General features: G+C 60.4%; 18 protein-coding genes. 13 read left to right on the top strand and 5 right to left on the bottom strand.

What is annotated here, in order from left to right:
- Window positions 1-144 precede the first annotated feature (144 nt).
- Complete coding sequence (locus BM346_RS07660; RefSeq protein WP_174805145.1) at window positions 145-897, bottom strand: FCD domain-containing protein; 753 nt, start codon at window positions 895-897, stop codon at window positions 145-147.
- Between the two features lie 302 nt (window positions 898-1,199).
- Here BM346_RS07660 and dctP point away from each other — a divergent pair, with 302 nt between their 5' ends.
- The 10 genes from dctP (at window position 1,200) to BM346_RS07610 (ending at window position 10,626) form a co-directional block, all read left to right on the top strand.
- Window positions 1,200-2,312 carry a TRAP transporter substrate-binding protein DctP gene (dctP, locus tag BM346_RS07655; protein WP_092010405.1) on the top strand — a complete coding sequence of 371 codons (1,113 nt, stop codon included), beginning with the start codon at window positions 1,200-1,202 and terminating at the stop codon, window positions 2,310-2,312.
- Between the two features lie 66 nt (window positions 2,313-2,378).
- Entirely contained in the window at window positions 2,379-3,089 is a 711-nt protein-coding gene (locus BM346_RS07650; RefSeq protein WP_092010401.1) for a TRAP transporter small permease subunit, read from the top strand.
- Entirely contained in the window at window positions 3,086-4,636 is a 1,551-nt protein-coding gene (locus BM346_RS07645) for a TRAP transporter large permease (protein ID WP_092010398.1), read from the top strand. Before BM346_RS07650 ends, BM346_RS07645 begins: the two co-directional genes overlap by 4 nt.
- A gap of 70 nt (window positions 4,637-4,706) precedes the next feature.
- Window positions 4,707-5,132, top strand: a complete 426-nt coding sequence (locus BM346_RS07640) for a GlcG/HbpS family heme-binding protein (RefSeq protein ID WP_092010395.1) — start codon at window positions 4,707-4,709, stop codon at window positions 5,130-5,132.
- A 51-nt stretch (window positions 5,133-5,183) separates the two neighbouring features.
- Entirely contained in the window at window positions 5,184-6,662 is a 1,479-nt protein-coding gene (locus tag BM346_RS07635; protein ID WP_092010392.1) for an FAD-linked oxidase C-terminal domain-containing protein, read from the top strand.
- A gap of 1 nt (window position 6,663) precedes the next feature.
- Window positions 6,664-7,722: a glycolate oxidase subunit GlcE gene (glcE, locus tag BM346_RS07630; protein WP_092010389.1), complete on the top strand. Its 1,059-nt coding sequence runs from the start codon at window positions 6,664-6,666 to the stop codon at window positions 7,720-7,722.
- A 13-nt stretch (window positions 7,723-7,735) separates the two neighbouring features.
- On the top strand, window positions 7,736-8,947 hold the full coding sequence (gene glcF, locus BM346_RS07625; protein ID WP_092010386.1) for a glycolate oxidase subunit GlcF: 1,212 nt from the start codon (window positions 7,736-7,738) through the stop codon (window positions 8,945-8,947).
- Between the two features lie 94 nt (window positions 8,948-9,041).
- The gene (locus BM346_RS07620; protein WP_092010383.1) at window positions 9,042-9,365 is read left to right on the top strand and encodes a DUF883 family protein; all 324 of its coding nucleotides are present in this window, start codon (window positions 9,042-9,044) and stop codon (window positions 9,363-9,365) included.
- 2 nt (window positions 9,366-9,367) lie between these two features.
- Window positions 9,368-9,868: a hypothetical protein gene (locus BM346_RS07615; protein ID WP_174805146.1), complete on the top strand. Its 501-nt coding sequence runs from the start codon at window positions 9,368-9,370 to the stop codon at window positions 9,866-9,868.
- A 335-nt stretch (window positions 9,869-10,203) separates the two neighbouring features.
- The gene (locus tag BM346_RS07610; RefSeq protein WP_167812621.1) at window positions 10,204-10,626 is read left to right on the top strand and encodes a DUF4124 domain-containing protein; all 423 of its coding nucleotides are present in this window, start codon (window positions 10,204-10,206) and stop codon (window positions 10,624-10,626) included.
- A 34-nt stretch (window positions 10,627-10,660) separates the two neighbouring features.
- On the opposite strand, the gene BM346_RS07605 is transcribed toward BM346_RS07610, so the two are convergent.
- The gene (locus tag BM346_RS07605) at window positions 10,661-11,740 is read right to left on the bottom strand and encodes an alpha/beta hydrolase (RefSeq protein ID WP_167812622.1); all 1,080 of its coding nucleotides are present in this window, start codon (window positions 11,738-11,740) and stop codon (window positions 10,661-10,663) included.
- An 85-nt stretch (window positions 11,741-11,825) separates the two neighbouring features.
- Entirely contained in the window at window positions 11,826-11,969 is a 144-nt protein-coding gene (locus BM346_RS18070) for a hypothetical protein (protein WP_167812623.1), read from the bottom strand.
- Between the two features lie 71 nt (window positions 11,970-12,040).
- Between BM346_RS18070 and BM346_RS18065 the strand changes: the two genes are divergently transcribed.
- Window positions 12,041-12,196 carry a hypothetical protein gene (locus BM346_RS18065; RefSeq protein ID WP_167812624.1) on the top strand — a complete coding sequence of 52 codons (156 nt, stop codon included), beginning with the start codon at window positions 12,041-12,043 and terminating at the stop codon, window positions 12,194-12,196.
- 37 nt (window positions 12,197-12,233) lie between these two features.
- On the opposite strand, the gene BM346_RS07600 is transcribed toward BM346_RS18065, so the two are convergent.
- Window positions 12,234-13,115, bottom strand: a complete 882-nt coding sequence (locus BM346_RS07600) for a hypothetical protein (RefSeq protein ID WP_092010373.1) — start codon at window positions 13,113-13,115, stop codon at window positions 12,234-12,236.
- A 364-nt stretch (window positions 13,116-13,479) separates the two neighbouring features.
- Here BM346_RS07600 and BM346_RS07595 point away from each other — a divergent pair, with 364 nt between their 5' ends.
- Both BM346_RS07595 and BM346_RS07590 read left to right on the top strand, forming a co-directional pair.
- A complete protein-coding gene (locus tag BM346_RS07595; protein ID WP_092010371.1) occupies window positions 13,480-14,139 on the top strand; it encodes a hypothetical protein in 660 nt (219 codons plus the stop codon).
- 162 nt (window positions 14,140-14,301) lie between these two features.
- On the top strand, window positions 14,302-15,825 hold the full coding sequence (locus tag BM346_RS07590) for a BCCT family transporter (RefSeq protein ID WP_227662865.1): 1,524 nt from the start codon (window positions 14,302-14,304) through the stop codon (window positions 15,823-15,825).
- Window positions 15,826-15,838: 13 nt separating this feature from the next.
- Here BM346_RS07590 and BM346_RS07585 read toward each other — a convergent pair whose 3' ends face one another.
- Window positions 15,839-18,604, bottom strand: a complete 2,766-nt coding sequence (locus BM346_RS07585; protein ID WP_092010365.1) for a cation-translocating P-type ATPase — start codon at window positions 18,602-18,604, stop codon at window positions 15,839-15,841.
- Window positions 18,605-18,632 lie beyond the last annotated feature (28 nt).

Raw genomic sequence — 18,632 nt, 5'->3', positions numbered from 1 at the left:
ACTCCCGGAACTTGGTAAACGGCTGACGGGTTTTGGGGAGTCCGTCCCGGTCACCCTGTGTCGCTATAAAGTGAACGCCTGTGATTGGCACCAACCCGGTGGCCGTCACGGTGGCGCACAGTTTTACGGAGAGGCTTCCTTAAATCAACCATTTTGGTGGCTATGACGGCTTACCGGCCCTGACCGGATAATAGGGTGTTCATTTTCTTCAATCTCCCGCATGGATTCCGAGACATGGCGGACATGGGCTGTGGCTGCGCGCTGCGCGGCCTGTGGCTGACCCTTCATGATCGCCTGATAGATCTTGCGATGATGCTGATCGATCTGTTTCTTGAAGGGTTCCCGGGGACTCAGGTTCGTCACAGAGGCCTGTACCGTCATCAGCATCAGGCTTTTAAGGCTGTCGAGCACATGCACCAGTACCGGGTTGTGGGAGGCTTCCACAATTGCAAGATGAAACGCATGGTCGAGTCCGGCGTTGGTGAGGGGATCGGCCGCCTGCATGGCGTCGTAGGCCTTCGTTATACGATGGCGGTCCCTGGAGGTGGCCCGTTGCGCTGCCAGTCGGGCCGCCTGGCCCTCCAGCTGTTCGCGCACTTCCAGCAGGTCATAGAGGGTACGGGTGTGACCGGTGAATAGCCGCATCAAAGGCGTTTCCATGCCCGGTTCCGGCACGATGTGGGCGACAAAGGAGCCCCTTCCATGCTGGGTCTCAATCACGCCCCGCCCGTGCAGTTCATGCAGCGCCTCGCGGACAATGGAACGGGAAACCCCCATTCGCAGGGCCAGCTGACGCTCGGAGGGGATCTTTTCTTCGGGGGCAAGACCGCCGTCGAGGATCAAGCGCTCGATCCGATCGGCGATGGCTTTTGCCACGGGCACGGATTTCTGATTCATCGGTTTTTACTGGTCAGACCAGCCCCTCGCTGGTGAAGTTGGCATCGGGGGATTTTCCTCTGCAAGTTCCGGTAACTATCAGGTATTGGCTGTTCAAGGTCCATAGAAATGGCTTCATAAAGTGGTCTGACCAGTTGCCATTTTGCTGGACTTGAAATCATGGCGCTACGATCATCCGGCAATACGGGGACAGCTCATTCCTTGCGCAACCGCGCCCCTGCTGCTCTCCGACGATAGTGAAACACCAAGTTCATGTGTTACGAAAAAAGCTAAACAAAAACAAATAAGCTGGAGACTGATCGATGCACCACATACAGAGCAACATCGGTAAGGCACGCCCACGGCGTGGATTCCTCAAAACCCTGGCGATGTCCACCGCGCTTGCAGGGGCGTTTGCCCTGGGGGCTGGTCAGGCAGCCGCTGCCACGACCTGGAAGATCCAGTCGGTGTGGGACGCCGGTACCGTGGGTTACGACCTGTTCGAGGAATGGTGTAACAGTATTGAAGCCAAGAGCGGCGGCGAGTTGAAGTTCCGCTGTTTCCCCGCCAAGGCGGTGGCTGCCGATAATAACGCCCTCTTTGATGCGGTGCGCAATGGCGTGCTCCAGGGTATGAATCCCTTCACGCTTTATTGGTCAGGCAAGATTCCAGCCTCCGTGTTCCTGTCATCCTATCCTGCGGGTCCCGACCAGCCCCATCAGTGGGACACCATGTTCTATTCCCTGGGCATGCTGGAAAAAACCCGGGAGATCTATGAGAAAGTCGGCCTCTTCTACGTAGGCCCGATCCAGCACGATGCCAACATCATCCACTCCAAGAAACCGGTCAACAGCCTCGAAGACCTCAAGGGCATGAAGATCCGGGTGCCCGGCGGCATGGTAGCCGAGGTGTTCCAGCAATTCGGGGTATCAACGGTCTCTCTGCCTGGCTCGGATATCTTCCCGGCCCTGGAGAAAGGCACCATCGACGCGGCGGACTATGTCGGTCCGGCCGTGAACTACGAGCTCGGCTTTTCCCAGGTGACCGACTACATCATGTTCGGACCTCCCGGTGTGATGTCCATCTACCAGCCGGTGGATCTGATGGACCTGACGGTGAACCTGCGTGCATGGCGGGCGCTCTCGCCCGAACTGCAGCAGCTGGTGGAGGACGAAGTCCGTATCTTCTCCCAGAAGCATTACCTGACTATCCAGAAGCGCAACATCGAAGCCATGGAGAAATTCAAGCAGGCCGGCGACACGGTTACCCGGTTGAGCCAGGAAGACCTGGAGACCTTCCGCAAGGCCGCCATCCCGATCTGGTTCAAGTGGGCCAACAAGGACGAGGACGCCCGAGCCATTTTTGATATGCAACTGGACTACATGATGAACGAGACGGTGGGCTATATCGAGCCGGAAGACATCGAAGGCATGTAAGCCACGACAGCATCAAAAACAGGGAGAGCTTCGGCTCTCCCTTCTCAATGGCAAAGGTAAATCAACATGTCTGATCTCGAAGGCTTCGGCTTCGTTCTGCCCCACTGGGCTTACTGGGGCTGGTTGGCGGTGATGCCCCTGATCATGATGGCGCTCGATCGCTGGCGTGCCTCAACCTCAGAGCCGGTCAAGGAGGAAGCGGCCACAACCGTCGGTGAATTCCAGTCCGAGCAAGAAGATCCCCTCATGCGGTACAAGGATGTCGGCGTGAACTGGTTCACCCGGGCCATTGACTGGATCAGCGACAAGTCCGGTCTGTTTGTGTCTTTCTGGACCGTGAACGCCGTCTGCTTCTATTTTTTCGAGGTGGTCATGCGTTATGTCTTCAACATGCCCACCATCTGGGTCCATGAGGCCAGTTTTCTTCTGTTGGGCATGCAGTACCTGCTGGCCGGTGCTTTTGCGATGCTCCACGGTGCCCATGTCAGGGTGGATGTGATGTACAACCTGCTTCCCCTGCGCGGCCGCGTGGGCATGGATATCTTCACGTCCATGTTCTTTTTCGTCTTCGCGCTCGCGCTTCTGATTACTTCCTGGACCTTCTTCATGAACTCGTACTCAATGAACGAAACCACGGTTGAGACCTGGGGCATCCAGTACTGGCCGGTAAAGGCCATGATGGTGCTGGGCTCGGCCCTGATCCTGCTGGCCGGTGTTTCCAAGCTGATCAAGGACATCGCCCTGTTCATCCGCCTGGGGCAGGAGGGCGCAAGATGACCACCAATACTGTCAGTTCCGCGTCCGCTCCGGGCACTGCGAAGGCGATGATCGGCAAGCTCGGCACCTGGCTTATGATCCTGGCCACGGTGTCGCTTGGGTTCATCATCTTCGTTGAAGTCGTCAACATCCTTTTCTATGACCCCTGGAGCGATGACAGATTCCTGTTTCGCCTGTCCGGCAGCCTCAGTGAGGTCGACATCGGTCCGCTGACGTACCTCATGTTCGGTTCCCTGCTGGTGGCATTGATGATGGGCCTGCCCCTTGCCTTTGTGACCGGGGGCCTGGGTGTGGTGTTCATCTATCTGGTGGGCGACAGCATGATGCTCAACATCGTGCCAAGCCGCATCTTCCCGATGATGACCAACTCGGACCTGGCTGCGATTCCACTGTTCATTTTCATGGCGGCCATGCTGGAGCGCGCGGGCCTGATCGAGGAGATGTTTACGGTGGTCTACAAATGGATGGGGGGGCTGAGCGGTGGCCTGGCGACCGCGACCATCCTCGCTTCGACCATCCTGGCGGCGATGGTGGGAGTTATCGGGGCAGCAGTAGTGACCATGGGCATCATCGCGCTGCCTGCCATGCTCAAGCGCAAGTATGATCCTCAGATTGCCCTGGGCTCCATCATGGCCGGCGGTACCCTGGGTATCCTGATTCCACCCTCGATACTGGCCATTCTCTATGCCGTTGTGGCTCAGCAATCCGTTGGCGAGCTCTATCTGGGATCGCTGGTTCCCGGTCTGCTGCTCTCGGGCATGTACATCACCTATGTACTGATTCGGACCTGGCTCAAGCCGGAACTCGGACCGCCCGTACCGAAGGAGGACCGCATTTCCCTTGGCGAAAAGCTCCTGCTGCTCAAAGACCTGATTGCCCCGCTGGTGCTGGTGGGACTGGTGCTCGGTCTGCTGTTCGGAGGTATCGCCACACCGGTTGAAGCCGCCGGCATCGGTTCCTTCGGCGCTATCCTCGTCGCCATGAAGCACCGGGCTTTCTCCATCAAGTCGCTGCGGGAAGCATCGGTCACCACCGCCAAGGCATCGGCGATGGTGCTCTGGATCATGTTTGGCGCGTCGGTGTTCGTGGGTTTCTACATTCTCCAGGGCGGACAGGATTTCATCACCGAAACCATCCTGGGTATTGGCCTGTCACCGTACATGGTGCTTCTGCTGCTGATGTTGCTGCTGGTGGTGCTGGGTATGTTCCTGGACTGGGTGGGTATCCTGCTTCTGGCGGTGCCCATCTTCATCCCTATCGTCGAGGCGCTGACCTTCGATGGCCTGTTCGGCCTGCCGGCGGTGCCGGGCGAAGATGTGGTGCTCTGGTTCGGTGTGCTTTACCTGGTGAACATGCAGATGTCGTTCCTGAGTCCGCCGTTCGGCTACGCACTGTTCTATATCCGGGGAGTGTGCCCGCCGGAGATTTCCATGGGCACCATCTTCAAGTCGTCGCTGGCATTTCTGGCCATGCAGGCGATTGGCCTGACACTGTGCGTCGTCTTCCCCGGCATCATCACCTGGCTGCCAAACCTGGTGTATGGCTGATCATGTGCCGGCGACGCCCTGTGGTGTCGCCGGCTGACATTATTAAAAGCGTCTGTAAGGAGAAATCATCATGTTATCCATCAAGCGTCTGGCCCTGGATGATGCCCGTCTGCTGATCGAAGGTGCGGCCCGCAAGGCCGGGGAGATCGGCGTGCCCATGTGCATTGCGATAACGGACGAGTCCGGCAACCTGATCGCCTTTGAGCGTATGGACGGCGGCAAGATTACCAGTGTCACCGTGGCCCAGGACAAGGCATTTACAGCCGCGGCTGCCCGCAAGGCCACTCACGAGTACAACCAGGCCTGCGTTCCGGGTAACCTTGTATTTGGCATACACACCTCGATGGGCGGAAGGCTCTGTGTTGTTGGCGGTGGCCTGCCAGTGACAGTGGACGGACAGGTGGTCGGAGGTATCGGCCTGAGTTCCGGAACGCCACAGCAGGACATGGAATGCGCCCAGGCCGGAATCGACCATTTTCTGAACCAGCAGGCCTGACCACAGTCATAGCCATATCACTGTGTACCCCGCCTGTTACGGAGCAACGTTATGAATCAGACTGCAGCCCCGGACATCAGCCAATCCGAGCTGGCCGAAAAGCTCAGGGAGTTCATCCATCCCGAGTACGTCATCTCGGATGAAGAAACCATGAGGCCTTACGAGTGTGACGGCCTGTCCATGTACTGCGAAATGCCGATGCTCGTGGTGCTGCCTGAAACCGTGGCCCAGGTGCAGCAGGTCATGCGGATCTGCCACCGCCACCATGTGCCGGTGGTCGCCCGGGGGGCCGGTACGGGTCTGAGCGCGGGCGCGATGCCCCATGCCCAGGGAGTGGTGCTGTCCCTCGCCAAGTTCAACAAGATCCTCAGCATAGACCCCAAAGCCCGTTCCGCGCGTCTGCAGCCCGGCGTTCGCAACCTGGCCATCAGCGAAAAGGCGTTGCAGTACGGGATGTATTACGGTCCCGATCCCTCGTCCCAGATCGCCTGCACCATCGGTGGGAACGTGGCGGAGAATTCCGGTGGCGTCCACTGCCTCAAGTATGGCCTGACCGTCCATAACATTCTCAGTGTGGAGATGGTGACCGTCGAGGGTGATCGGGTGACGGTGGGCAGTGATGGCCTCGACAGCTGCGGCATGGATCTGCTGGCGCTGATGACCGGGTCGGAGGGCCTGCTTGGTATCATCACCGAAGTCCAGGTCAAGCTCCTGCCCAGACCCGAGAAGGCTCAGGTGGTCATGGCGGGCTTTGACAGTATTCAGAACGCGGGCGATGCGGTGGGTGGAATTATTGGTGAGGGCATCATTCCCGGTGGTCTGGAGATGATGGATGGCTTCGCCATTGCTGCCGCCGAGGATTTTGCCCAGGCCGGCTATCCCAGGGAAGCCGAAGCACTGCTGCTGTGTGAAGTGGATGGCACCGCCGAAGAAGTGCAGGAACACATCGAGCAGGCAGAGAACCTCTTCCGGAAGTACGGGGCCACTTCTGTGCGCACCTCTCAGACCGATCATGAGCGGGCGCTCCTGTGGAAGGGTCGCAAGTCGGCCTTTCCCGCCGTAGGCCGGATTTCGCCGGACTATTACTGCATGGACGGCACCATTCCGCGACGGCAGCTGGCCCATGTACTGATCGAGATGCAGCGGATGTCCGAGCGCTACGGTCTGAGGGTGGCCAACGTCTTCCACGCAGGAGATGGCAACCTGCACCCCCTGATCCTGTTCGATGCCAACGTACCGGGCGAGTTTGAACGCACGGAGCAGTTCGGTGGCGACATCCTGAAGCTCTGTGTCGAGGTGGGAGGCTGCATCACCGGCGAGCATGGTGTCGGGGTCGAAAAGATCCGTCAGATGGCGGTGCAGTTCGACGACCGGGAACTGGAGCAGTTCAATGCGCTCAAGGCTGCCTTTGACCCCGAAGGCATTCTGAATCCGGGCAAGGGCGTACCCACTCTGCGCCAGTGCCAGGAATACCGGGCGCTGGAGCGCCAGCCACAAAACCAATCCGAACCCAATAAGGTGGAAGCCTGATATGGCGGATATTACCGGACGCCTGCAGGAGCAGATTCTCGCGGCGCGTGATGAAAAACGTAAACTCAGAATTGTCGGCGGCGGCAGCAAGGCCTTCATGGGTCGTCAGGTAAATGCCGATGACCTCCATGTTGGTGAGCATAGCGGCATTGTGGAATACCAGCCAGTTGAGTTGGTGCTCACTGCTCGTGCCGGAACCCTGCTGACCGATATTGAAGCCGCCCTGGCCGAAAACAATCAGATGATGTCTTTCGAGCCGCCGCGATTTACGGACAAGGCAACCATTGGCGGCACCCTGGCCTGCAACCAGTCCGGCCCCGGCCGGCCATGGACCAGCTCTGTGCGTGACCAGGTACTGGGGACCCGCGTCATCAACGGCAAGGGAGAACACCTGCGGTTTGGCGGACAGGTGATGAAAAACGTGGCGGGCTACGACGTGTCCCGGCTGCAGGCCGGTGCCATGGGCACCCTTGGCCTGATTACCGAGATCAGTCTCAAGGTACTGCCCCGGCCTGCGGCAACGGCCACGCTGGTCAGTGAGTTGCCCCTTGTCGACGCCATTGAAGTGATGAACCGTCGTGCTGCCGAACCAAAGCCCCTGACAGGTGCCTGTTGGCTGGATGGCAAGCTTTACCTGCGGCTCTCCGGAGCCCGGTCTGCGGTGGACGCAACCGCGAGGCAATGGCAGGGAGAATTGCTGGAAGACGGCGATCGTTTCTGGGCGGAACTCCGGGATCACACCAGTGATTTTTTTGCCGGCGACGAACCCCTCTGGCGCTTCTCGGTCAATCCCACCGCCGCTAACCCGGACATCAAGGGCGATTGGCTTGTGGACTGGGGCGGCGCCCAGCGCTGGTACCGTGGCGAGGCTCAGCTCTCGGGGATGGAGGCCCTGGCAGTCCAGGCCGGCGGTCAGGTCAGCCTGTTCCGCGGCGGTGATCGGAGCGGTGAAGTCATGCACCGGCAGCCGGCACCCCTGAAGGCCGTTCAGCAGCGCCTCAAGCACGCCTTTGACCCCGATGCCATTTTCAACCCGGGCCGACTCTATACCTGGATGTGATAGCAGGAATTCTATGCAGACCAACCTTGTTCAACAATTCAAGAACACCCCTGAAGGCGAGGAAGCGGAAGCCATCCTTCGCAGTTGCGTGCACTGTGGCTTCTGTACCGCTACCTGTCCCACCTACCAGGAGCTGGGGGATGAGCGCGACGGGCCCCGCGGGCGCATCTACCTGATGAAGATGTTCCTGGAGGGCGAGGAAACCACCGAGAAAACCCGCACTCACCTGGACCGCTGCCTGACCTGCCGTGCCTGTGAAACCACCTGTCCCTCCGGCGTGCAGTATGGTCGACTGGTGGACATCAGCCGTGGCCTGATGGAGGAGCGCCTGCCCCGCCCCGCCCGTGAGAGGTGGCTACGCTGGGGACTGACCCGGGTGTTGCCCAACCGGCGCCTGTTCGGGTTGCTGCTGCGCACGGGTCAGCTGTTGCGACCCATGGTGCCGGAACCACTGCGCACCAAGATTCCACCAAGGAAGCAGGCCAGTCCCTGGCCGTCCGGCAGCCATAATCGCAGGGTCCTGGCCCTTGCGGGCTGCGCGCAGCCTTCCGCAACCCCCAACACCAATGCGGCGGCGGCGAGGGTGCTGGACCGTCTCGGCATTACCATGGTGGAAGCCCCCCAGGCAGGCTGCTGCGGCGCCGTGAATTATCACCTGGGCCAGCATGACGATGGTCTCAACCAGATGCGCCGGAACATCGACGCCTGGTGGCCGGCGATTCAGGATGGGGCAGAAGCCATCGTGATGACCGCGTCCGGCTGTGGTGCGATGGTGCAGGATTACGGGCATGCCCTCAAGGACGACCCCGCCTACGCCGAGAAGGCCAGGCGGGTGAGCGGACTCACCGTGGATATCGGTACCTTTATGCTGGGAGAGGACCTTGGCAAGCTGAAGCTTGAGGGCAATGCCGGCAAGGTGGCGTTCCACTGCCCCTGTACCCTGCAGCACGCCATGAAGCAGAGCGGTGTGGTGGAGCAGGTTCTCGAGAAGGCGGGCGTTCCCATGGCAGCCACAACCGACAAGCACCTGTGCTGCGGTTCCGCTGGTACCTACTCGATTCTCCAGCCAGAGATGAGTCAGCGCTTACTGACCAACAAGCTCGAGGCCCTGACCATTGACCAGCCGGACGAGATCGTAACAGCCAACGTTGGCTGCCAGCTTCATCTGGAAACCCGTTCCCCGGTGCCTGTCCGCCACTGGATCGAGCTGCTTGACCGGGCCTGACCCCTGTGAAACCTGCAGAGTTGATTGTTTGTGCTACAGTGAAAGAGCCTGACTGAAGAATGTTCAGTAAATACACCGAGCGTAGGAGGCTGATATGGAAGCCAAAGCACAGAAGGACGATTACGAGCAGGTAAAGGCGGATCTGAAGGCGCTGAGGGAGGATCTGGCCAAACTCAGCAAATCCGTGGCGGACGGCCAGAAGAGCAACATTACCAGCTTTCGGGACGAAATCCGTCGGGAAAGCCAGGAAGCCCTGGAGCGGGCGCGCAAGCGTGGCGACGAATACCTGGACTACGCCAAAGCCTCCGGGGAAAAGGCGGTGCAGGATGTGGAGCACCGTATTGAGGAGCGCCCCTTCCTGACGGTCATTATCATGTTCCTGGCCGGTCTGGTGGTCGGTAAGCTTCTCGACCGCTGAGTATGGTATCCAAGCAGGAACTGGAAGGGCTGGCGCGCAAGGCCGTCGCAGCCGTTATCGGCTTTATGCTGACAATGGCCTTGCTGACAGCCCTTCTTCTAGGTGGCATTGTTCTGTTGTTGTGGGCGCTGACAGAGGGTCTTACACCCCATGTAGGGCAGGCGGGGGCGCTGGGTATTTCCGGCGGCCTGTGTTTCCTCTTGCTGGGGCTGTTCTTCTGGCGTCTGCTGAAAACCTCGTCATCCCATAGTGATGAGGGAGGCGCAGAGCCCAGATCAATGCAGGACCGGTTGGCTGATATGATTCGACAGAACCCCCTGGAAGCGGCGTTGGGGGCCTTTGCGCTGGGCCTGTTTGGACAGACCGACCCCAAGGTCAGGGCAATGATCCTGCAGAGTGGTGCTGCCTTCATGCAGCAGGCTCAGAATGACGGCGGTTCCTCCGGGGCCGACGGTGAAGGTGGGCCGGAAACTCCGGAGCCGCCCGCTCCGGGCGCCCCCTGAACCCCATATCTTGACCAGGGGTGATCCCGTTCAGGGCGTCAGCAGCCCCGCATAGGCGCAATAGAGGAATGCACCCGATCCGGTCAGGATCAGTAACCAGGCGGGAACGATCAGATCCATACGTTTTACCACTCTCATAGCCTGCTCTCGCTTGTTGTTTTGATGTATGTCAAGAAATACGGCTTCTCCCGAGAATAGATCAAAACATCGTCAATGGATAACAGATTCAGTAAAAAAATGATCACGACGCCCGGAATGTGACGGTTTTCGTCCTGACAGTGATGCAGGGCAGCTTTCATCGGATCCGGCGAATCACCAGCACAGGATGTCATAGGATGCCAACCAGGACGGTTGCACTGTTTTTCCTCTTCACGCTTGCCACCACTGCCCCCATGGCGGAAATCTTTACCTGGACCGACGGTGACGGCGTTGTCCATTTCACGGACCGGCGCCCTGCTGGCGAACGGCCGGATACGGTCTCCCCGCCGGCACCCTCCGTGATGCCCATGGGTTCCAATGTAAAAGCCGCCGAGGCCATCCGGAAATCCCTCGGGACCCCTCAGAGAGATGGCCCGTCAGCCCGAGCCAGAGACGTAAACAGGGCCCGTCAGCAAAAACGCTGCGAGCAGTACCGGGAAAAGCTGGAGAAAATCCAGAGCCAGCTCAGGGCAGGGTACAGCAATGCCCACGGAAACCGGCTGCGGGCCCGACGGCGCGATCTCAGCGGCCGGCTCAGTCGGGAATGCATCCTGGGGTGAACAAGAGTGAGGGAAACGGAAAGGAAAGGAGCGGTCACTCCGCCGGCCGGGTCTGTATGGGGGGGAAGAAAGTGGACCTGTTGGGATTTCCCGTTTCCGGGAACAGGATCGAATCCACGAAATCCAGGACATCCACCAGATTGTCGGGGCTCCTGCTCCAGTCGCCGTCATGGCCAACATTGATCAGCAGCTTCAGCCGCGCCCGTGGTTCGCCGGTGATGGCGTTTACCCGGAGGGCCATTCGCGCTGATTGCTCGAACGGCACCACTTCATCATGGGTTCCGTGCACCAGCAGGACGGGCGGGTAGGCGGGGGTGATATGTTCGACCGGGCTGGCCTCGAGAGCCAGGTCGCTCTCATAGGCCGGATAGCCCATCAGACTGTCCGCCAGGGGCTGGCCAAGAGGGGCGAGAGTGGTGATATCGGATATGCCGGCCCAGGAGACCACACCCTGCACTTCGGAGGAACTGGCTGGCTGCCCCATTTCCGGGTCCTCCGCGCCACTGTCGCCATTGGTGGCTGCCAGCATCAGGGCAAGGTGAGCCCCGGCGGAGCTGCCCCAGGCCACCAGGCTGTCGGCGTCCAGCTCATGCTGGTTGGCGTTCGCCCTGATAAAGCGGATGGCGGCCTTGGCATCGTAAAGTTGCGCCGGCCAGAGGGCCTCCTCTGGAGGACGGTAATCCACGGTCACCAGGGCATACCCCTGATAGATGATCCGGAAAACAGCGGCGTTTGAGGCGGTGTCCCTGCGGTCGGTCGGACCACCGCGGTGAAAGTTGACCACCGTCCTGTAAGGGGGCTCACCTTCAAAAGGGTAAAGAATATCCAGCCGCTGCCTGGGGTTATTGCTGTTGGTGTAGGGTACATTCCTGTCCACTTTCCAGAACTGATCCAGGTCCACTCTTTCCGGGGTGATCTCCGGCCCGGTGGCCTCACCAGATCCCGTCGCCGGCTGGCGGCTGGCAGCCCGCTTCAGTGCCTGCCGGAAGTCCGCCAGAAGCTCCGGGGAAGCGCCGCCGGTCACACTGATATCCACCGCCGGAATGCCTTCGGCTGACAGTTGGGGCGTCGTCAGACACAGCAGCGACAGGATGACGATGCGACTCAGATTCACAGCAGGCTCCAGGACAGAAACGGCGGCACCATGATAGCGAAAGTCTGCATGGTTACCAGCTTGCGGAGTAGAGGCTCCCGGTTTTTTACGCGCTGCGAAAACTGGCAAGGGCGGTAGCTGCGGCCACGAACAGGCCGCCGAAGATACGGCTCCTGCGTTTCTGGTCGTGGGGCGCGCCCGCAACAAGGAACTGCGCCACCAGGAACGTTAACCAGACTGTCAGTGACATTCCTTACCCTCTCGTTTAACAGGGGGGTGATACACTAATGGGTGTTAAATCACCAGCCAATGGGAGGCCTCATGGCGAAAAAGCGGGCGAAGCCCACGAATCACAGCGCGGTGCAGCGGGACCTTAGAACACCCAAGTACCAGATGCGAATTGTCGAGGACAGGACGAAGTACAAGCGCAGCCGCGACGGCCAGGCAAGGTCAGAGGATTTCCGCAAGGCCGCCTGAGGCGGTTTTACGAAAGTCCCCTGATCTTCCTGCCCTCTCATATGCTGTCCGGATGATGTTTGCGGGACTCCCTGTTCAGCTGTTCAAGGTCCCGGCTCAGATTCTCCGACCAGCGCTGCCATTCCTGCTGAAAGGCTTCGAACGTCTGGCCGGAGAGTTCCGACAGCTGCTGCTGGATACGGGCCAGTTGCTGACTCACACCCGCCACCGAATCCGCCTCGGACTCATCCAGCCGTTCCTGCTGGCGTTCCAGTTCCTTCCTGGCTTCCTCAAGTTTTTTCCGGTCTTCGGGGCTGGCGTCACGGTTCTGTTCCAGGGCCTCGTCCAGGGAGCGGGACAGCTCTTCCATCTTCGCTTCCAGATCTTCCCCGTACTGCCGTATCAGCCCCGACATCTCCTTCTCCGCCTGGTCCGAGAGAGCCGCCAGGTCATCGGCAAGCCGATTCAGTTCCCGGGCGGCGCGGTCCGATTCGTCGGCAAACCGGGAGCGGAGTTTTTCGCCGAAGTCACGGAACTGACCCATGAGGCGTCCGATGCTTGCATCTGATGCGATTTCATCCCCGGTGCGGTGATAATCCACCAGCCACTGATCGTTTATCTGTATGACATGGGTCGTGGTCTCCAGGGCGGAACCGTCCAGAGCCTTCAGGCCGTTGATTTCGGTGGCGATCCGGGCCTGTCCGGCGTCCACGGTTACCCGCCCCCAGGACACGCTGGCTCCCTCCCAGTTCAGTGAATAGGCATCGAATCCGGACTCCTCCACCAGGGTGGAGAGTTCGGCGGCGGTTTCCGCATCGCCCTCGATAACAGCGTCCCAGAAGGCCCTGGTGACCTCCTGCGGCGTTTCCGGATCGCTGCAGCCGGTGAGTGTCAGCGCTGTCAGGGCAAGGAGGGAGAGGAAAAGCGATTTCGGTGTCATGGGTGTGTCCGTGAAGATATTCAATGAAAATCTCGGCAGCCTGTTTGCCGGTCCCGGTTGCTCCACTGATAAAAACTCCTGAAAGTCAGTTCGTTAGCAGGGAGGCATCGAAGACGGCTTGTATGATCTGTGTAAAAAAATCACGCTATAAGCGTCGGCGGTAGTGTGCTGGAATAATGCATGAATCAGGGAGGATTTGTCGAACCCGATCGATGGCGGCCCGCAGGCGTCGAACCGGTTTAAAGCCACCTTGGCCGTGAAAAGACCGCTATGTGGTCGACCATTCGTCTTCGGGAGGATTTCTCCTTTACCCTGGTCCGGGGCAGGCTAGACTTGTCTGCATTCAGACCAAGGTGGAGGGGGCATGGAGTACCTGGGAGCAATCAGCACGGCCATCATGGCACTTGTCTGGGTTATCTATTTCCAGGTCTTTTTTTTTCAGTACAAGCGCAACAGCCGGCCCTACCTCGTCATCCATCACGCCCAGAATGAGAATCCGGACGCCCTCTGCCTGCTGGTGAACATGAGCAAGGAGACCGTGCATGTCCAGTGTGTCCAGGTGGTGGTTTTCTCGAGGGACGGCGAGCAACGGATACTGACCGTCACCGATTACCGGCGCCTGGGGCCGGACGACCAGAACATCCATCAGGTATTGCGCCAGGGGCCCCTTGAACCTGGCGGCTACCTGGTGCTGGGCTCCTTTCGCAATATCATTCTCGGGCGGCGCAGCGAGGATGAAGAGGAAGAGGAGACCGACTACCTGTTCGAGGACATTACCGACATTGTGCTTCGTGCCGCCGTGATACACGGGCCCAGCCGCTATCCGGTGGGGGTAAGGCGGCGCTTTCTTCTGCAGCATGAAGGGGAAACCAGGATTTTCCCGCGCAACATTCACAGTGAGCAGTTGACCCGCCGACGGGACCGCCACGAGGTCCGTCGCTGGCTGGAGGGAGAGCTCCATCCGCAGCGCGGGGGCAGCACGGAGTCGGAGGAGTCCGACCAGTCCGTCCGTGAGGATGAATAACCGCCTGCCTTATCGGACCCGACATGATGAGCCGGATCTGGGGTCTTCGCGTCCTTTAGTGGAATCGGACGCTGTTTCATTCGGCCCTCGGCTACTACGCTGGTAGACATGAAGCCTTTGTCTGGATGGTTATCTCAGGGGTGGCGCAAACTGACCAGCAGGATGTCGCCCCCGGTCTTTTTCGGATCGGCACTGTGCGTCATCGCCTTCTGTGTCTTTGGTGGTGTCTTTACCGAGACGGCTACACGGACCTTTACCGGGCTGCAAAGCTGGATCACCATCCACTTCGGCTGGTATTACTCGCTTGCCGTAACCGCCTTCGTGGTGTTCGCCCTGTGGCTGCTGGTGAGTCCCTACGGCAGTATCCGGCTCGGGCCCCCTGATGCCCGCCCACGATTCGGTTACGCCTCCTGGTTCGCCATGTTGTTCAGTGCGGGCATGGGAACGGGGCTGGTGTTCTGGGGGGTGGCGGAGCCCCTCTACCATTACGGCAACCCGCTGTTCGCCGACGCGAACACTCCTCACGCCGCCCGGGAGGCGATGCAGTACACCTTCTTCCACTGGGGGCTGCATCCATGGGCGATCTACATCCTGTTCGGGGTGGCGATTGCGTACTTTCATTTCCGGCATGAGCTGCCCCTGGCTCCCAGGTCGATTCTTCACCCTCTGATCGGTAAACGCATACACGGCCCCATTGGCCACGGCGTGGACATCCTCTGTACGGTTGGAACGCTGCTTGGGGTGTCCACCTCCCTGGGCCTTGGCGCCATGCAGATCAATAGCGGTATCGCCCAGTTTATGGACGTGCCTCAGGACGTCTCGATCCAGGTGGCGATCATCGCCGCAATCACCCTGGTGGCCACGATTTCGGTGGTGGCAGGAATCAAGGCCGGTATCCGCAGGCTGAGCATGCTGAACATCTCACTGGCCTTCATACTGATGCTTTTTGTCCTGGTGGCCGGACCGACCGTCTACATCATGGAGGTGCTGGTGGGCTCGCTGGGGGTCTATCTGCAGAACCTGCCCAAGATGAGTCTGTTTGTGGACTTTTCCCGGGATAGTGACTGGCAGGCGAGCTGGACCCTGTTCTACTGGGGCTGGTGGATCTCCTGGTCGCCGTTTGTGGGCATATTCGTGGCGAGGGTTTCCCGGGGGCGGACCATCCGGGAATTCGTTGTCTCGGTGATGCTGGTGCCCACTCTGGTAACCTTTGCCTGGATGGCGGTATTTGGTGGCACCGCCCTGAACATCGAGCTCTTCGGAGAAAGCGGGCTGGCCAGAACCGTACAGGAGAACGTCTCGGTGTCCCTCCATGCGCTGTTGCAGGAACTGCCACTGGCGCGGCTTACGATGATGTGGGCCACCCTGGTGGTGGTCATCTTCTTTATTACTTCATCGGACTCGGGATCCCTGGTGGATGATATGGTCACCTCGGGCGGTCATCCCAATCCGTCCCGGATCCAGCGGATTTTCTGGGCTGTCTCCGAAGGTTCTGTTGCGGCGACGCTGCTCATTGTCGGGGGCCTGAAGGCCATCCAGAACGCATCCATTTCCCTGGGCTTCTTCATGTCCATGCTATTGATCGCCATCTGCTTCAGCCTTTACCTGGGACTGCGTTCGGAACGCCATCTGACACGTGCCGGTGCAGACGGCCGGTTCCGGCTGCGGCCCTGGTCCGACCGCTGAACCGGCCGTCGGCTCAATCAGCTCTCCTGGCAGCGGCTGAGGTGACGGACTCCGATTTTGAGGTCTTCATGGCTCGCAAGATCGCCTTCTCGATCTCAACCATCAGGAAAATGATGCCGCCGGCCAGCCAGATCAGCCCCCAATGGGCCAGGCTCAGGGCATCACTGGCGAACAGCCATTGCATGGGCCCCGTATAGGTCCACAGCAGCTGGATCAGCAGAACAAGGCCAATGGCCAGCCACACCCTCCGGCTACCGAACAGGCCGTTCCAGGACAGCGCGCTGGCGAGGGGGCGGCGGGTGTTGAGCAGGTAGACCACTTCCCCGATCACCAGCATGTTCACCGCCGCCGTTCGTGCCAGTTCCACGGACGCGCCCTGCCACTGCTGCAGCCAGAGGAACAGCCCATAGACCGGTGCCACCAGCAGGACCGACACGAACAGCACACGCCACAGCAGGAACAGGCTCAGGATGGGTTCCTTCGGGTCCCTCGGTGGCTGCTGCATGATGTCGGGCTCGGCTGGTTCAAAGGCCAGGGCCAGGCCCAGGGTTACCGCCGTGACCATATTGACCCAGAGTATCTGCACCGGCGTGATGGGCAGCAGGGTGCCTGCAAGGATGGCGATCATGATGGCGAGACTTTCCGCGCCGTTGGTGGGCAGCAGGAAGGTAATCGTCTTGCGGATATTGGCATACACCCGGCGGCCCTCCCTGACAGCCGCCACGATGGTGGAAAAGTTGTCGTCCGCCAGCACCATCTCCGCCGCTTCCTTGGATGCCTCGCTGCCCTGGACGCCCATGGCAACGCCGATATCGGCTCGCTTGAGGGCGGGCGCATCGTTAACGCCGTCGCCGGTCATGGCGCAGACCTGCTTGTGGTCCTGGATGGCTTCAACCAGGCGCAGCTTATGCTCCGGGGCCGCCCGGGCGAACACATTGATGTCCAGCACCCTGTCGCGAAGCTCCTCGTCGGAGGCCTCTTCGATGTCGTGGCCGGTAAGAGTGCCGCCGGTTCCGGCGATACCGATTTCTGTGGCCACGGCCTGGGCGGTGAGAGCATGGTCACCGGTCACCATCTTGACCCGGATACCGGCGTCCTGGCATTCCCGAACGGAGGAGACCGCCGAGTCCCGGGGCGGGTCCATGATCCCGACCAGCCCCAGCAGGGTCAATCCACTCTCGACATCCGCTTCTTCCAGCGTATCGGCTGTGTCTGCCGGCTTGCTGGCCAGGGCCAGCACCCTGAGACCGCCGGAAGACAGGTCTTCGATTCGCTCATGCCAGCGGTCCCGGTCGAGCTCGCCATTGTTGTCCCCGCCTACGGCCCGGTCGCACATGTCCAGCAGGACATCGGGCGCGCCCTTGACGTGAATGACCGGGTCACCGCCATCCACCGGCTCGTCCAGCGTTGCCATGTACTTACGCTCGGACTCGAAAGGAATGTCGTCCACCCGGCAGTACTCCTGGCGGACATCGTCCGGTGCCAGTCCGGCTTTGGCGGCGACCACCAGCAACGCGCCTTCGGTCGGGTCACCATCGATGGTCCAGGTATCATCCTGCTGGCGCAGGGCGGCGTCGTTACAGAGCACGCCGGCGGTCAGGAGGCGGCCAAGAAGATCCTCATTTTCCGGTTCGACGGGGGTGCCATCCTCGTCGGCGTTTCGTCCGCGGGAAAAGCGGCCTTCGGGTGTGAAGCCCACTCCGCTGACATGGAAGTCGTTGTCGGCCATGGCGATGGCATTGACCGTCATCTCGTTGCGGGTAAGGGTGCCGGTTTTGTCAGTGAATATGGTGGATACGGAACCCAGGGTTTCGACCGCCGGGAGCTGGCGAATGATGGCATTCCGACGGGCCATGGCCTGGACCCCCAGGGCGAGGGTGATGGTGACGATGGCCGGCAGTCCCTGGGGGATGGCGGCCACGGCAAGGCCAACCCCGGCCATGAACATGTCCTGGATTCCCCGCTCGTGGACGAGTACGCCGAAGGCGCCCATGGCCGCCGCCAACGCAAGGATGCCGCCGGCGAGCACCTTGGCGAACTGGTCCAGCTGTTGCTGCAGGGGGGTCTGGGTGGTGTCGACGCTTTCTATCAGCCTGGAAATATGGCCAATCTCGGTGTCCATGGCGGTTGCCACCACCACACCCTCACAGGTGCCATGCACGCAAAGGGTGCTGGCGTAGGCCATGCTGCTCCTGTCAGCTAGGTCAGCGTCCTCCGGCTGGGCGTCGGTCTGCTTGCCGACAGGCTCGGACTCCCCGGTCAGTGCCGCTTCTTCCATACGACAGCGCCTGGCGGACAGGAGACGCAGGTCCGCCGGTACGCCGTCCCCACTTTCAAGGAGGACAACGTCGCCGGGGACCAGCTCTTCGGCGGGTATGGTTTTCCGGTTTCCGCCACGGCGAACGGTGGCTTCAGGCGACAGCATGCTGCGGATGCTCTGAAGGGCTTTCTCGGCCTTGCCCTCCTGGATGAAACCGATGGCGGCGTTGATCAGGACGACCGCGAAAATAGCGGCGGCGTCGACCCATTGCCCCAGTATGCCCGCGGTGATGCCGGCGATCAGGAGGATGATGATCAGGATGTTGTTGAACTGGTCCAGAAGCCGGCGCCACCAGGGCCGTCCGCCGGAGTCTTCCAGTCGGTTGGGTCCGGTTTCCCTGAGACGTTCCTTCGCAGTGGCGTCCTCCAGTCCGTCGGACGAACTGTCAAGATGGTCAAGGACCTCATCCGTGGGAAGCGCATGCCAGGATGTACGCTGCTCTGTAGAGGCCTCAGCCATGTTATCCGTCCTCCCCCATTGCCAGTGC

This window comes from Marinobacter daqiaonensis (genome assembly GCF_900115285.1).
Taxonomy (GTDB): Bacteria; Pseudomonadota; Gammaproteobacteria; order Pseudomonadales; family Oleiphilaceae; genus Marinobacter; species Marinobacter daqiaonensis.
Note: the sequence above shows the minus strand (reverse complement) of the source record. Positions and strands in the feature narration are given on the sequence as shown.

Bases quoted from the DNA above. Each gene is read 5' to 3' on its own strand.
- BM346_RS07600 (WP_092010373.1), bottom strand. From the start codon at position 13,115: ATGACACCGAAATCGCTTTTCCTCTCCCTCCTTGCCCTGACAGCGCTG.
- BM346_RS07645 (WP_092010398.1), top strand. From the start codon at position 3,086: ATGACCACCAATACTGTCAGTTCCGCGTCCGCTCCGGGCACTGCGAAG.
- glcE (WP_092010389.1), top strand. From the start codon at position 6,664: ATGGCGGATATTACCGGACGCCTGCAGGAGCAGATTCTCGCGGCGCGT.
- BM346_RS07620 (WP_092010383.1), top strand. From the start codon at position 9,042: ATGGAAGCCAAAGCACAGAAGGACGATTACGAGCAGGTAAAGGCGGAT.
- BM346_RS07590 (WP_227662865.1), top strand. From the start codon at position 14,302: ATGTCGCCCCCGGTCTTTTTCGGATCGGCACTGTGCGTCATCGCCTTC.
- dctP (WP_092010405.1), top strand. From the start codon at position 1,200: ATGCACCACATACAGAGCAACATCGGTAAGGCACGCCCACGGCGTGGA.
- BM346_RS07595 (WP_092010371.1), top strand. From the start codon at position 13,480: ATGGAGTACCTGGGAGCAATCAGCACGGCCATCATGGCACTTGTCTGG.
- BM346_RS07640 (WP_092010395.1), top strand. From the start codon at position 4,707: ATGTTATCCATCAAGCGTCTGGCCCTGGATGATGCCCGTCTGCTGATC.
- glcF (WP_092010386.1), top strand. From the start codon at position 7,736: ATGCAGACCAACCTTGTTCAACAATTCAAGAACACCCCTGAAGGCGAG.
- BM346_RS07635 (WP_092010392.1), top strand. From the start codon at position 5,184: ATGAATCAGACTGCAGCCCCGGACATCAGCCAATCCGAGCTGGCCGAA.
- BM346_RS07660 (WP_174805145.1), bottom strand. From the start codon at position 897: ATGAATCAGAAATCCGTGCCCGTGGCAAAAGCCATCGCCGATCGGATC.
- BM346_RS07650 (WP_092010401.1), top strand. From the start codon at position 2,379: ATGTCTGATCTCGAAGGCTTCGGCTTCGTTCTGCCCCACTGGGCTTAC.
- BM346_RS07585 (WP_092010365.1), bottom strand. From the start codon at position 18,604: ATGGCTGAGGCCTCTACAGAGCAGCGTACATCCTGGCATGCGCTTCCC.
- BM346_RS07610 (WP_167812621.1), top strand. From the start codon at position 10,204: ATGCCAACCAGGACGGTTGCACTGTTTTTCCTCTTCACGCTTGCCACC.
- BM346_RS18070 (WP_167812623.1), bottom strand. From the start codon at position 11,969: ATGTCACTGACAGTCTGGTTAACGTTCCTGGTGGCGCAGTTCCTTGTT.
- BM346_RS18065 (WP_167812624.1), top strand. From the start codon at position 12,041: ATGGCGAAAAAGCGGGCGAAGCCCACGAATCACAGCGCGGTGCAGCGG.
- BM346_RS07615 (WP_174805146.1), top strand. From the start codon at position 9,368: ATGGTATCCAAGCAGGAACTGGAAGGGCTGGCGCGCAAGGCCGTCGCA.